This is a genomic window from Microbacterium sp. 10M-3C3, assembly GCF_003931875.1.
Taxonomy (GTDB): Bacteria; Actinomycetota; Actinomycetes; order Actinomycetales; family Microbacteriaceae; genus Microbacterium.
This window is the reverse complement of the sequence record NZ_CP034245.1, coordinates 309,045-322,800: the sequence shown is the minus strand read 5'-3', so window position 1 is coordinate 322,800 and position 13,756 is coordinate 309,045. Positions and strand designations below refer to the sequence as shown.

The 13,756-nt window shown below is 73.8% G+C and carries 12 protein-coding genes; 5 read left to right on the top strand and 7 right to left on the bottom strand.

Annotation, left to right across the window (positions count from 1 at the left end):
- Window positions 1–101: 101 nt before the first annotated feature.
- The 4 genes from EI169_RS01410 to sigJ all read right to left on the bottom strand — a co-directional run bounded on the left by EI169_RS01410 (window position 102) and on the right by sigJ (window position 3,677).
- Window positions 102–1,394 carry a DUF6596 domain-containing protein gene (locus tag EI169_RS01410; RefSeq protein WP_240640536.1) on the bottom strand — a complete coding sequence of 431 codons (1,293 nt, stop codon included), beginning with the start codon at window positions 1,392–1,394 and terminating at the stop codon, window positions 102–104.
- Window positions 1,391–1,759, bottom strand: a complete 369-nt coding sequence (locus tag EI169_RS01405) for a YciI family protein (protein WP_125130310.1) — start codon at window positions 1,757–1,759, stop codon at window positions 1,391–1,393. Before EI169_RS01405 ends, EI169_RS01410 begins: the two co-directional genes overlap by 4 nt.
- A 121-nt stretch (window positions 1,760–1,880) precedes the next feature.
- Window positions 1,881–2,642, bottom strand: coding sequence for an NAD(P)H-binding protein (locus EI169_RS01400; protein ID WP_125130308.1), 762 nt, complete (start codon window positions 2,640–2,642; stop codon window positions 1,881–1,883).
- Window positions 2,643–2,732: 90 nt separating this feature from the next.
- Window positions 2,733–3,677, bottom strand: coding sequence for an RNA polymerase sigma factor SigJ (gene sigJ / locus EI169_RS01395; protein WP_125130306.1), 945 nt, complete (start codon window positions 3,675–3,677; stop codon window positions 2,733–2,735).
- 171 nt (window positions 3,678–3,848) lie between these two features.
- Between sigJ and EI169_RS01390 the strand changes: the two genes are divergently transcribed.
- The gene (locus EI169_RS01390; RefSeq protein WP_125130304.1) at window positions 3,849–5,891 is read left to right on the top strand and encodes a heavy metal translocating P-type ATPase; all 2,043 of its coding nucleotides are present in this window, start codon (window positions 3,849–3,851) and stop codon (window positions 5,889–5,891) included.
- 9 nt (window positions 5,892–5,900) lie between these two features.
- Here the strand turns inward: EI169_RS01390 and EI169_RS01385 are convergent, their stop codons facing one another.
- Window positions 5,901–7,718 (bottom strand): hypothetical protein, encoded by a 1,818-nt coding sequence (locus EI169_RS01385; RefSeq protein WP_125130302.1) that lies wholly within the window; start codon window positions 7,716–7,718, stop codon window positions 5,901–5,903.
- 79 nt (window positions 7,719–7,797) lie between these two features.
- Here EI169_RS01385 and EI169_RS01380 point away from each other — a divergent pair, with 79 nt between their 5' ends.
- Window positions 7,798–8,079, top strand: a complete 282-nt coding sequence (locus tag EI169_RS01380; protein ID WP_240640534.1) for a hypothetical protein — start codon at window positions 7,798–7,800, stop codon at window positions 8,077–8,079.
- A 510-nt stretch (window positions 8,080–8,589) separates the two neighbouring features.
- Here the strand turns inward: EI169_RS01380 and EI169_RS01375 are convergent.
- Both EI169_RS01375 and EI169_RS01370 read right to left on the bottom strand, forming a co-directional pair.
- Entirely contained in the window at window positions 8,590–9,210 is a 621-nt protein-coding gene (locus tag EI169_RS01375) for a hypothetical protein (protein WP_125130300.1), read from the bottom strand.
- Between the two features lie 30 nt (window positions 9,211–9,240).
- Window positions 9,241–11,352: an alpha/beta fold hydrolase gene (locus EI169_RS01370; RefSeq protein WP_125130298.1), complete on the bottom strand. Its 2,112-nt coding sequence runs from the start codon at window positions 11,350–11,352 to the stop codon at window positions 9,241–9,243.
- Window positions 11,353–11,528: 176 nt separating this feature from the next.
- On the opposite strand from EI169_RS01370, the gene EI169_RS01365 reads away from it, so the two are divergent.
- Genes EI169_RS01365 through EI169_RS01355 form a run of 3 tightly spaced genes read left to right on the top strand, consistent with a single transcriptional unit; the run spans window position 11,529 to window position 13,742 of the window.
- Window positions 11,529–11,891 carry a UBP-type zinc finger domain-containing protein gene (locus EI169_RS01365; RefSeq protein WP_125130296.1) on the top strand — a complete coding sequence of 121 codons (363 nt, stop codon included), beginning with the start codon at window positions 11,529–11,531 and terminating at the stop codon, window positions 11,889–11,891.
- Complete coding sequence (locus EI169_RS01360) at window positions 11,881–12,951, top strand: Dyp-type peroxidase (protein ID WP_125130294.1); 1,071 nt, start codon at window positions 11,881–11,883, stop codon at window positions 12,949–12,951. The genes EI169_RS01365 and EI169_RS01360 overlap by 11 nt, the downstream gene beginning before the upstream one ends.
- Complete coding sequence (locus tag EI169_RS01355; protein ID WP_125130292.1) at window positions 12,948–13,742, top strand: family 1 encapsulin nanocompartment shell protein; 795 nt, start codon at window positions 12,948–12,950, stop codon at window positions 13,740–13,742. The genes EI169_RS01360 and EI169_RS01355 overlap by 4 nt, the downstream gene beginning before the upstream one ends.
- Window positions 13,743–13,756: the final 14 nt, after the last annotated feature.

Below are 13,756 nucleotides of genomic sequence, written 5' to 3'. Positions count from 1 at the left end.
GTCTCGACCGGCCTGTGCGGGTCCGATGATGAAGCAATCTGCGCGCGACAGTGGGCGTCACTGTGACGGCTGACGGCGGCGAACGCCGCGTACGCCGAACGTCACCGACCGGTGCGGGCGGCGAGGAGTCGACGCTCGGCGAGGTTCGCTGTCAGCTCCACCGCGCGCACCTCCGCGGCGAGCGCTTCATCGTCGTGTCCGAGCCGGCGCAGCAGATGCGCCCGCACGGCATGCCAGAGGTGCGACCCGGAGAGCCGGGCCGCCAGGGCGTCCACCTCGGCGAGCGCTGCGACGGGCGCACCGACCCGATCCAAGGCGACGGCGCGATTGAGTCGCACCACAGGGGACGCGTCGTAGCCGAGCAGCATGTCGTACAGGACGAGCACCTGCGGCCAGTCGGTCGCGGCCGCGGTCTCTGCATCCGCGTGGCATGCGGCGATGGCCGCCTGCAGCTGCCACCGGCCGGGGCGGCGCAGCCGCGCGGCTCGCTCCAGCTCCACACGTGCCCGAGAAATGAGCCCAGCGTCCCATCGGGAGCGGTCCTGGTCGACGAGCAGGACGAGGTCGCCGCCCGCGGACCGCGCCGACTCGCGCGCCCGGTGGAACAGCAGCAGCGCGAGCAGTCCGTGGGCCTCAGGTTCACGCGGCAGCGCGGCCGCGATGACACCTGCGAGCCAGATCGCGTCGTCGGCGAGATCGCGGTCCGCAGCGGCGTCGCCGCCGGGGACGAAGTGCGCCTCGGTGTACATGACCGAGACGATCGTCAGGACGATATCGAGTCGTCCCGCCCGGTCGATCCCGTCCGGGATCCGGAGGGGGATGCCGGTCGCGCCGATCTTCCGCTTGGCGCGCACGATCCGCTGCGCCGTGGCCGACTCGGTGCTGAACGTGGCGCGCGCGATCTGCGCCGTGGTGAGGCCGCACACAGCTCGCAACGTGAGCGCGAGCTGCGCCTCCGGCGCCAGTGCGGGGTGGCAGCACCCGAACAGCAGCGGAAGCCGGTCATCAGCGTCGCCGGACGAAGCGGACCCGTGGTCTCCGGCCGCCGCGGACGTCGCGTCGCTGCCGGGCACCATGCCCGCCAGCTTCTCGCGGTACCTCTTCTCGCGGCGCAGGCGATCGAGCGCATCGTGGCGGGCGGCCTGCGTGAGCCAGGCGCCGGGGTTGGGCGGGATTCCGCCCTTCCGCCATGCGCGGAGTGCCTCCTCGACGGCGTCGGCCACCGCCTCTTCGGCGACGTCCAGACTGCCGAGGGACCGTGCCAGTGCCGCCACGATCCGTCCCGACTCCTCGCGCACGACTTTCGAGAGGAGGAGATCGGATGCCGCGACCCCGCCGCCGGTTCCCGGCCGCGTGCCCGCGTCGGGGCGGGCCGCGGCATCCGAACCGCTCACGCCCCCGACTCGCCCGAGACGGTCAGGATCGGGCGGATCTCCACGCCCCAGCCGGGGAGTTCGAGGTACGGCCATGTGCGGACCAGCGCGATCGCCGCGTCCATGTCGGGCACATCGATGATGCTGAAGCCGCCGACGACCTCCTTGGCCTCCGAGAACGGCCCGTCGGCCACGACCGTGCCGCTCTCGCCGTACTTCACCGTGGTGGCCGTCTCGACGGGCTGCAGTTGCGCTCCCCCGTCGGCGATCTGCGCCGCGTTATCCCCGTACCACTGGTACGCGCGCCCGTAGAGCTCCTGCATCCGCTCCTCCGGTACCTGCGCGTCGAGCTCGGGGTCGAAGGTGAACATGATGACGTACTTCACGGTCGTGTCCTTTCGTCAATGGAACCGTTTCACCCCCACAGCGAACGGACAAGCGCGTTTTCGACACCTCGATCATCGATCAGGAAAGTGCACGCCCACCGTCCGTCTGCTCGGCGACGAGTCATCGGTGGGACGAGCGGACGTGGTCGGCGGCGAGCCACTGCTCGAAGGTCGTCGTCGCCGTGGTCCGCGACACGTCGCCACGCAGCTCGCCGGAGGCGAGACCCCGGCCGTAGGCACCCGGGAACCGCACCTGGACCACCGCACGCCGGATGCCGTCGTGCCGGTACATCCGTCGGATCATGTCGGCGAGCACCTCGTCGCGCGGGCCGACCAGATCGGCGACCCGACCGGCCGGCGCACCCTCGGCGATCCGGACGAGGTGCTCGCCGACCTCGCGCGCGGCGACGGGGCGCGTGAGCGTCGTCGGCGCGAGGGTGACCGGGCCGATCGTCGTCTGGGCCGCGATCTGCTCCGCGAACTCGTGGAACTGCCCGACCCGGGCGATCGTGTGCGGGACGCCCGACGCGCGCACGGCGCGCTCCTGCGCGAGCTTTCCGGCGTAGTACGACGTGTCGATGTCGTCGATGCCGACGATGGAGAGCGCGACGTGGTGCGGCGTGCCCGCCCGCGCCTCGGCGTCGAGGAGGTTCCGCGACGCCGTCTCGAAGAACGCCACGGCCCGGCGCGTCGACAGCGTCGTGGCGTTCACGACGTCGATCACCGCGTCGGCGCCCGCGATCGCCGCATCGATCCCCCGGCCCTGCACGACGTCCACACCGTTGCCGCGCGACAGGACGACGGGCTCATGGCCCCGTCGACGCGCGGCGGCGACGACGTGACGACCGACCGTTCCGCTGCCGCCGGCTATCGCAATGCGCATGACGCACTCCCTCTCCGGGCCGCCGGGGTCCGTCCCCGGCATCGCGCCCTCATCTCACCGACGACGCAGCGGCACGGAATGTGAGGCGCGTCACGGAATCGCGCGCCACTCGGTCAGCTTGCCGGGATCGAGCACGAGCCACACATCGGTGATGCGCGCGTCCTCGACATGGAAGGTCGCCATCGCGAACAGCCGGCCGTCGAGCGTGAGGGCGAAGCCGAGGCCGTCGGCAGTCCGACGCTCCTCGAAGGCGAGATCGGGCCGCTTCTGCAGGATGCCGAGGAGGAAGCGCGCGACGCGGTCGGCGCCCACGACGGCGTTCGGCGCGGCGCTGACGACGCCGCCGCCATCCGACCGCAGCTCCACCGAGGGCGCGAGCGTCCGCACGAGCTGCTGCAGGTCGCCACCGCGTGCCGCGTCGAGGAACGCGCGGACGACGCCGTCGTGCTCACCCGGCGGCACGACGGCCCTCCGGCGTTCGCGCACGCGGCGCCGCGCCGACGACGCGAGCTGGCGCACGGCCTCAGGCGACCGGCCGACGAGGCCGGCGATCTCATCGAACGGCGTCGCGAAGACGTCGTGGAGCACGAAAGCCACCCGCTCGGCCGGCGTCATCGACTCCAACACGACCAGCAGCGCCATGCTCACCGCGTCGTCCAGGGTCACGCGCTCGAGCGGATCCTCCGTCGGCGCACCCGCCGACGCGGGCGGCAGCGCCGTCCCGGCGAACAGATCGGCCGGCACCGGCTCGGGAAGCCACTGCCCGGCGTGCTGCTCACGGCGGACCCGGGCCGAGCCGAGGACGTCGAGCGCGACGCGGCTCGCGACCCGTGTCAGCCACGCCGCGGGATTGCGGATCTCGGCGCGCTCGGCCTCATCGAGGCGGTACCAGCGGATGTAGGTCTCCTGCACGATGTCCTCGGCGTCGGCGAGGGTGCCGGTCATCCGGTAGGCGAGCGCCACGAGGCGTCGTCGCTCGCCGATGACGTCCGCGAGCGCGTCGTCGGCACCCGGCACGATCGGCACCTGGGTCATGCGCGGTTCTCCCCCTTCGACGTCGGCGGCGGACGGCGACCGCTTCCCACCCTCACACATTCGACGACGCGCTGTGCCGATTCGTGAGGCGACGCAGTGGGAATGCGGCGGACGTCGGGAGGGTTGTGCGGCATACCCCCCAGGGGTATTTGCGATCGACCGGAGGCCATCATGAGCGATCACCACGCCCTCGCGCAGCCCGAGGTGCATGCCGACCACGCCGGCCACACCGGCCACGGCGGCCACGGCGACCACGTGGCGCGGTTCCGCCGGCTGTTCTGGATCATGCTCGTCCTCGCGGCCCCCGTCGTCGGGTTCTCCGCGATGTTCGCGATGCTGCTCGGCTTTCCGCTGCCGGATGCGGCGTGGGTGGCGTGGGTGTCCCCCGTCCTGGGCACGGTCATGTTCGCGTGGGGCGGGGCTCCGTTCCTGACCGGCGCCGTGGCGGAGCTGCGGTCCCGCGCGCCCGGCATGATGCTCCTCATCGCCCTCGCGATCACGGTCGCGTTCGTCGCCTCGTGGGGCGCCGGCCTCGGCCTCGTGCACCACCAGCTCGACTTCTGGTGGGAGCTGGCGCTCTTGATCGTCATCATGCTGCTCGGCCACTGGATCGAGATGCGCTCGCTCGCGCAGACCACCTCGGCCCTCGACTCGCTCGCGGCGCTGCTCCCCGACGAAACCGAGAAGGTCGTCGGCGACGCGACCGTGACGGTCGATCCGGCCGACCTCGCCGTCGGCGACGTCGTGGTCGTGCGCCCCGGCGGGCGCATCCCCGCCGACGGCCGCGTCGTGCAGGGGTCGGCGAGCATGGACGAGTCCATGATCACGGGCGAATCGCGCCCGGTGCGTCGCGGTACGGGCGACCCGGTCGTCGCCGGCACCGTCGCGACCGACTCCGGGGTGCGCGTCGAGGTCACCGCGGTCGGCGCCGACACGGCGCTCGCGGGCATCCAGAGGCTCGTCGCCGACGCGCAGAACTCCTCGTCTCGGGCGCAGCGCCTCGCCGATCGCGCCGCGGGGTGGCTGTTCTGGTTCGCGCTCGGCGCCGGCATCCTCACCGCGCTCGCGTGGACCCTGGTCGGACTGCCCGACGATGCGGTCGTGCGCACCATCACGGTCCTCGTCATCGCGTGCCCGCACGCGCTGGGCCTCGCGATCCCGCTCGTCGTGTCGATCGCGACCGAACGCGCCGCGCGCGGCGGCGTGCTCGTGAAGGACCGCCTGGCCCTGGAGAGCATGCGGACGGTCGATACCGTGCTCTTCGACAAGACCGGCACACTGACCGAGGGCGCTCCCACCGTGACCGCGATCGAGTCGATGGGCGGATTCGACGCCGACCGCGTGCTCGCGCTCGCCGCCGCGGCGGAGGCCGATTCGGAGCATCCGCTCGCCCGCGCCGTCGTCCGCGCGGCGCAGGAGCGCGGACTGGACGTGCCGCGCGCGGCCGATTTCTCGTCGTCGCCTGCGGTCGGCGTGCGCGCGCGGGTGCGCGAGAGCGCGGTGCAGGTCGGTGGGCCGCACCTCCTCGCGCAGGAGCAGCTCGACGAGCTCGCCGCTGCCCGCCCGTGGCGAGCGGAGGGCGCGATCGTGCTGCACGTCATCGTGGACGGCGCCGTCGCGGGCGCGCTGCGGCTCGCCGACGGCATCCGTCCGGAGTCGCGTCGCGCCGTCGATGCTCTGCGCGCCCGCGGCGTGGACGTCGTCATGATCACCGGCGACGCGCGTGAGGTCGCCGCATCCGTCGCCGACGAGCTGGGAATCGACCGGTTCTTCGCCGGCGTGCGCCCGGAGGACAAGGCGGCGAAGGTCGCCGAGCTGCAGGCGGAAGGACGGCAGGTCGCCATGGTCGGCGACGGCGTGAACGACGCTCCCGCTCTCGCGCGCGCCGACGTCGGCATCGCGATCGGCGCCGGCACCGACGTCGCCATCGCGTCGGCCGGGGTGATCCTCGCCAGCGACGACCCGCGCTCGGTCGTGTCGGTCATCGAGCTCTCGCGTGCCAGCTATCGCAAGATGACGCAGAACCTGTGGTGGGCGGCCGGGTACAACCTCCTCTCGGTGCCGCTCGCGGCCGGCGTCCTCGCGCCGATCGGGTTCGTCCTGCCGATGTCGGTTGGCGCGATCCTGATGTCGGCGTCGACCGTGGTGGTGGCGCTGAACGCGCAGCTGCTGCGGCGCCTCGACCTCTCCCCCGACGCCGTCGTCCCCGCCTGACGGCGGCGGCTATCCGGGCGACCGCTCGAGCGTGCCGATCGCGGCACCGTCCGCGTCGACGAACTCGACGTACCGCGGATACGCCGTGGCGCCGCGGGCGACGAGGAGCCAGCCGTCGGGGGCCGCGCACGGCGAGACGGGGAGCACGAGGTCGACGAGCAGCATGCTCCCGTCCGGCTGCGTGACCCAGCGGCCGGATGCGGCGTTGCAGCCGTCGTTCATCGCGAACGTGCCCTCCGCGGCGAACCGGATGAAGGGCTCGCCCGCCACGGCCGCACCCCACTGCCCGACCGGGTCGGGAAGCGGCGTCCGGAGGGGATCGCTGGGCGGGTCGGCGCTGAGGCCCGTGCCGGGAGGCGGCGGGTCGCCGTTCGCGATCGCCTCGTTGCGCGCGAACATCGGCGCGAAACCCGCATCGATCGCGACGCTGGACGCGGCGACCGAGGCGACCACGAGCACGACGGCGGTCGCGGCCGCCCACGCCCGTGTGCGACCGGTGATGTGCAGCACGGCCGCGAAGATCACGGCGAGCGAGATCGACACGGTGGCGGCGATGGGCAGACCTCCCGCCCCCAGCTCGACGAGGCCCATGATGCAGTCGCCCTCGCAGCCGGCGACGTTGAGCAGCCGGGGGATGTTCCACGCCCACGCCACCACGCCGATGATCGGCGCGAGCGCCCACAGCACCGGCTCCGCCGATCGCACCCACTCGGTGACCGGGTGGCGTCGCGCGCGCGTGGGTACCGCGTCGGCGCTCGCGGCGGAGCGGCGCCGCAGCACTGTCGACGGCGCGGCGCGCTGACCGGCGGCCACGAGGCATCCGGCCGCCGGCATCGTGACCAGCGCGAGGCCCGGCTGCACGACGGTGGCGAGCGCGAGGAGCCCGGCGCCGGCGACGAAGCCGGCACGCCCGACGGTCGGGAGGGTCGCCGCGACCGCGGCCGCGGCCGTCGCGAGGCCCGCGACGACGGCCGCAGGCCCGAGCGCTGCGAACCAGTAGTCGGTGGAGACGACACCCTCCGGCGCGTTGTGCACGGACTGCGCCGAGCCGTACCACGTGAGCGCCAGCAGCGCGGCGACCGCGAGGCCCGCGATGGCCGTGAGCACCCCGGATGCGACGGCCGCACGCCGCACGAGGCCGGCGACGAGCGCGCCCGCGACGGTCGTGGTCAGCGCGAGGGCGCCGAAGGCGAGGGCGGGCAGGAGATACGAGATGCCGTCGGCGCACACCCAGCCGCCCGGCTCGTCGCCCGTGGCGAGGAAGGCGCAGGAGATGTGAAGCTGCTCGCGGATCAGGAGCACGGCGAAGGCCCCCAGGACGAACCCGAGGAGCCCGCCGATCACCGGCCACACGGCGCTGGTCGTGGCGCTGATGTCTCGCGCGGCCGGCGCGCCGACGCGCGAGGCCCGACGCTCGGCCCATGCCGCGCACGCAAGGGCGACCACGGCAGCGGCGATGCCGGCCCAGGGCACCCCCTCCGACAGCGGCGACCACAACGCGGCGAGCGCGACCCGGAGGCCCGCCGCGACGACCAGTCCGACGGACAGCGCCACGGCGGCCATGCGCACCGCGGGGCGCGGGGCGATCGCGTGGGCGACGAGCAGCGCGAGAAGACCCGCGCCGCCGGCAGCCGCCGCGATGAGCACGCCGACGACGCCGTACTCGACGGCGATTACGACGGGCGCGGGCGAGCCGCTCGCCCCGCCCGCGATCGTGCCGGCGAGCACCCCGATGACGACGCCGACCGGGATCTGGCGGCCGTACGCCGACCGCAGCGCGGCGGCGTGCGGATCGACGTCGTCGTCGATGTCGGTGGGGGCGGCCACGCTCGTCACGCTAGCGGATGCTCCGGACGGGCCGTCCAGAGGAGTGGTGAGTTTCGAAGCTATGTTCTACGCTGAACGAATGGCGATGGAAGCGGTGCGGGACGGCGAGCGCGCCGGGCACGACCTGGCGCTGTGGCTCGCAGACGGGGTGTCGGCGCGGATGTTCTACGCCGGGCGCCGCTGGACGGTGAGCGACATGCCCACGGTGCTGCTGCGGGACGGACGCGCGCACGGCGCCCACACCCCCGCGGATGCGGCGATCGGCTGGCGCTTCCAGGCGACCGACCCGAGCGGCGACAGCATCGTCTTCGACGTCTACGCCGACGCCGGCCATTGGCACGTCCACCGCACGTACGCGTGACACGATCGGCGGCGCCGCCCGCGCCGCATCCGGCTTCCGCGGCACGAATTCAGGCTGGCCGCCGAGCGGGCGCGGATCCGCCCGCGGAATCACGGTGCTGCCGCCGTCGGCCCCGCATCCCAGCCTGAATTCGTGCAGCGGGACCGGGGAGCCGGCCGAGCGACGGGTCGCGAGCTGCGTCACCGCATCCGGCTTCCGCGGTACGAATTCAGGCTGGCGGCCGAGCGGGCGAAGATCCGCCCGCGGAATCACGGTGTCGGCGGCGTCGGCCCCGCATCCCAGCCTGAATTCGTGCAGCGGGACCGGGACGAGCCGGCCGAGCGACGGGTCGCGAGCTGCGTCACCGCATGCGGCTTCCGCGGTACGAACTCAGGCCGGCGGCCGAGCGGGCGCGGCTCCGCCCGCGGAATCACGGTGTCGGCGGCGTCGACTCTGCATCCCAGCCTGAATTCGTGCAGCGGGACCGGGACGAGCCGGCCGAGCGTCGGCTAGCGACGGATCGCAGCGGGGTCAGCGGGTGCGGAGGATCTCGACCGAGCCGGGCCGCAGCTGGGCGGCGAGTACGAGCGCGAGGATGCCGAGCCCGAGGGTTCCCGCGAGGGAACCGATCGCGCCGAGCACGGAGAAGAGCGGCACAAGCTCGACACCGGCGCTGGGCGCCCCGACGGCGACCAACTGCGGGACCACCGCGCACACAACGAAGACGCCGAGCGCCCACAGCGGCGCCCACGCCCACGGCCGCGGAATTACGCCGGTGCGGCCGATCCGGACCGCGGCGATCAGCGCCGCGCCGAGCGATACGACGAGGTCGACCGCCCAAAACGCGCGCGCCGCGACGGACGGGCCCGGGCCGCCCGCGCTGAGCGCTTCCCCGACGGGCCGCGCGACGAGCGGCCACACAGCGACGACCACCATCGCGGTCAGGCCGAGCGGGCGGCGCAGGACGACGCTCGCCGCCCGGCTGAACCCGATCGCGAACACGAGCACGGCCGCCGCGTACAGCACGGCGCCCGCCCCCGCGACACCCACGCCGAGACCGGGGCCGAGCGCGCCCGGCGTGACGAGGGCGAAGACGCCGCACAGCACGAGGAGGATCCCGCCCGTGTTCCAGGTCGCCCGCATCCGCCGCACCGGCTCAGACTACTCACGGCGCGCGATGGATCACCCCAGCACCGCCGGTCGCGACGCCTCTTCACCACGCACGTGCTCCGCGAGGAACGCGAACACCGTCTCGTACCAGACGACGGCGTGCTGCGGCTTCAGCACCCAGTGATTCTCGTCGGGGAAGTAGAGGAACCGGTGCACGATCGCCCCGTCCTCCGCCGCGAAGTGCTCGTTGAGCTCCGACCAGAGGCGCAGCCCCTCCCCGATCGGCACGCGATAGTCCCGATCACCGTGGATCACGAGCATCGGTGTGCGGATGTCGCGCACGAACCGGTGCGGGGAGTTCTCCAGAGCGGCTTCGGGCGTGAAGATGCTCTGCCAGTACGGCGAGTGGTCGGTCGTGCCGGCGAACTGGTCCATCGCCCACAGGCTTGCGTGCGTCACGATCGCGCGAAAGCGGTCGGTGTGCCCCGCGACCCAGTTCGCCATGTACCCGCCGAACGACCCGCCCATCGCGGCCGTGCGGGTCTCGTCGATGTCGTCGCGCGCCACCACGGCGTCGGTGATCGAGAGGAGGTCGGTGTAGGGCTTGCCGCCCCAGCTGTTCCACCCGCGGGCGATGAAGTCCAGGCCGTACCCGGTGGACAGGGCCGGGTCGGGCAGCAGCACCGCGTGCCCGCGGGCTACGGCGAGCTGCGGGTTCCAGCGCCAGCTCCACGCGTTCCAGCTGTTCAGGGGGCCGCCGTGGATCCACAGCAGCAGGGGGGCCGGATGCTCCGCCTCGGCGCCGGCCGGCAGCAGCAGCCACGCGCGCACGCGGCTGCCGTCCTCGGCGGTCGTGTCGACCTCGACCATGCGCGCGGGCACGTCGGGGACCGCCGCGGGGGAGGCGAGCGGGGTGACGGCGCCGTCGCGTGCGACCCGCACCGCATGCGGCGGCTGCATCCATGACGAGCGGAGCGCGACGAGATCCCCGGTGCGCCGGTCGACGTCGACGTGCGTGTAGGTGAAGTCGTCGTGCGTGAGCTTCTCGACCGCGCCGCCGTCGAGCGGTACCCGGAAGATCGGCCCGCGCCCGTCGTCGTCGGCGGTGACGAGCAGCGCCGCATCGTCGCGGTCGAAGCGCACCGAGCCCGGCCAGCGGTCCCACCCCTCGGCCAGGCGCCGCGGCGCGGAGCCGTCGATGCCCGCGACCCACAGCTCCTGGTCGGCGGGGCCCGCGGGCGTCGCGAACGCCGAGCGCACGAACGCGATGCGCGAGCCGTCGTGGCTGACGGCCGGCGACTCGAAGTACGTGCTCGGCTCGTCGAAGAGGGTGCGGCGCTCGCCCGAATCGGTGTCGATCGCGACGATCGCGTAGCGGGCGTCGCGGCCCTGAGGGACGCGCAGCGACGCCACGAGCGTCCGCCCGTCGGGTGTCAGCGCGACACCCGCGGTGTCGGCGGTGCGGCCGGGGCGCGGAGTGAGATCGCGCGGCCTGGGCAGAGTGGCCGGGTAGGGCGTGGGGGCGTCCGCGTCGGCTGCCGCCGCATCCGGTTCCGCCTCGTCGGCGGCCGCCGCATCCGGTTCCGCGGCGAGCGCGGGCAGCGTGTCGGCGAGGCCCGCGAGATCGATCGCGAGCAGGTGCGGCTCACCCGGCCCGAGGTCGTGGTCCCAATAGCGCACCGGATAGCGGTCGTGCAGGAGCGCGGAGACCTTCCGCGTGGTGCGCTCGGCGCGCAGCTGGGCGTCGCGCTCCAGCGTGTCGGCCGAGGGCAGGAGGTCGGCGGTGATGACGACGCGCTCGGATGCGGCGGCCGCCGCCGCGACCCCCGAGGCCCCGCCCGCGAGCCGCGTGACCGGACGCGCCTCGCCGCCGGCGGCGGGGAGCAGCCACAGCTGGCCGGCCTCCTCGTCGGCCTCGGGATCGGGCCGCGCACTGACGAAGAGCACATCCCCGGTCGAGGTGAACGCGGCGCCCGACTCGCCCTTCGCCGAGCGCGTGAGCCGGCGCGGCGCTCCGCTGCCGTCGACAGCCACCTCCCACAGCGACCTCTCGTACCCGGTCGCGTCCTTCGTCAGGGTCGCGACGGTCAGCACGACGCGCGCGCCGTCGGGCGAGAGGGCGAGCGCCTCGATGCGGGGAAGGGCGATGTAGTCGTCGAGCGAATCGAATGCGGTAGGGGGCATGCCTCCACGCTAAGCCCGGCGGGCGCGCCGCCTCATCCGCCCGTGAGCGCGTCAGATCCATGGGGGACGCTTACGCGCCGCCTGTGTGGTCCTGAGGGGGCCACCCGCCACCCCTTCATCCGAGGCGCCCGACCTGATAGTCAGGAAGCACCCCCGCCCACCCGGAAGGAGCACGCATGAGCGCGACCGACATCCGCCCCGAGGTGCCGCCGTCGGGCACCGGATGCGTCGAGTGCGACGCGATGGGGTCGTGGTGGTTCCATCTGCGCCGCTGCGCCACATGCGGGCACATCGGATGCTGCGACAGCTCGCTGAACCGCCACGCGACCGCGCACGCCCGCGCCACGGGCCACGACGTCATCCAGAGCTTCGAACCGGGCGAGGACTGGTTCTACAGCTACCGCGACGACGAGATGCTCGCCGGGCCCGAGCTCGCACCGCCGCGGAGTCATCCGGCCGATCAGCCGGTGCCGGGGCCGGCGGGCCGTGTGCCCGCGGACTGGGAGCGGGAGCTGGAGCGGGCCGCGGATGCCGGCTGATCATGAGGGGGCGGGCGCCGTCCAGCGCCCGACCGCCGCGCTGACCTCGCACGCGACGTTCCTCGTCGTGGAGCTCGCAGCCGGTGCCGACGCGGTCGACACCGTGCGCGACGTGCTCACGAGCCTGTCGGAATCGATCAAGGCGGTCGCCTTCCGCGACCCCGACGGCACCCTCACGTGCACGGTCGGCATCGGCGCGGCCGCATGGCCACGCCTGACCTCGGCGTCGCTCCCCCGCGAACTGCGCCCGTTCTCGCCCGTCGTCGGCGCGGCCCACACCGCGCCGGCCACCGCCGGCGACCTCCTCTTCCACATCCGCGCCGAACGGGCGGACATCGTCTTCGAGTTCGAACGTCAGTTGCTCGACGCGCTCGGGCCGGCGGTGCGCGTCGTCGACGAGACGATCGGCTTCCGCTCGTTCGACCGCCGCGACCTCCTCGGCTTCGTCGACGGCACAGCGAACCCCGTCGGGCCGGCGGTGCCCGAGGCCGTGCTCGTCGGGGACGAGGACGCCGACCACGCGGGCGGCAGCTACGTCGTCGTGCAGAAGTACGTGCATCCGCTGTCGGCGTGGCGCGCGCTGCCGACCGAGGTGCAGGAGGCGATCCTCGGGCGGACCAAGGCCGAGAACATCGAGCTGCCCGACGCCGACAGCGGGCAGCGCTCGCACAAGACCCTCACCACGATCGTCGACGACGACGGCGTGGAGCATTCGATCCTGCGCGACAACATGCCCTTCGGAAGCCCGGGTCGCGGCGAGTTCGGCACATACTTCGCCGGCTACTCGCGGCACCTGTGGGTCATCCAGCGCATGCTCGAGCGCATGTTCATCGGCGATCCGCCGGGTCTGCACGACCGGCTGCTCGACTTCTCGACGGCCCTGACCGGATCGGTGTTCTTCGCGCCGTCGGGCGACGGCCTCGACGACCTGCCCGCGCCCGCCGACGGCGCACCGGCCGCGGCGACCGCGCCCGCCGCATCCGGTGACGGCGCGGCGTCCGCTCCTCCCGATGGGTCGCTGGCCATCGGCGGCCGTCCCGACGCGAAAGGATCGCGATGAACCACCTCCTGCGCCATCTCGCCCCCATCACGGAGCGCACGTGGGCGACGCTCGACCACGAGGCCCGCACGCGCCTCGCACCTGCGCTGGGTGCGCGGGCGCTCGTCGACTTCGCCGGCCCGCTCGGCTGGGAGCATTCCGGGACGAGCCTCGGCCGGGTAGGCCCGACGTTCGACGCCGACGGCGTGCGCGGTCGCAGCCGCCGCGTCCTGCCCCTGGTCGAGGCCCGCGCGGCGTTCTCGCTCTCCCGCGACGAGCTCGACGCCGACGCGCGCGGCGCGGCGGACACCGACCTCGGCCCGCTCGACGACGCGGCCGCGCGTCTCGCGCGCCGGGAGAACACCGCCGTCCTCGACGGATGGGAGGCGGCGGGCATCACGGGGGTCACCGCGGCATCCCCGCACGCACCGCTCGCGCTGCCAGGCGACCTCGGCGCACTCGCGACGGTCGTCGCCTCCGCGGTCGAGACGCTGGCCGGCGCCGGCGTCGGCGGGCCGTACGGCATCGCGCTCGACTCGCCGACGTGGATCGCGGTATCCGGCGGCAGCGACGACGGCGGTGCTCCGCTCCGTCACCACCTCGAGCGCGTGCTCGGCGGACCGGTGGTGTGGGCGCCGGGCCTCCGCGGCGCGGTCGTCGTGAGCCGGCGCGGCGGCGACTTCCTCTTCGAATCCGGCCAAGACATCTCGCTCGGGTACGCGGCGCACACGGCGGATGCGGTGGAGCTGTACCTCGAGGAGTCGTTCAGCTTCCGCGTGGCCACGCCCGAAGCCGCGATCGCGCTCCGCTGACCGAACCCGCACCG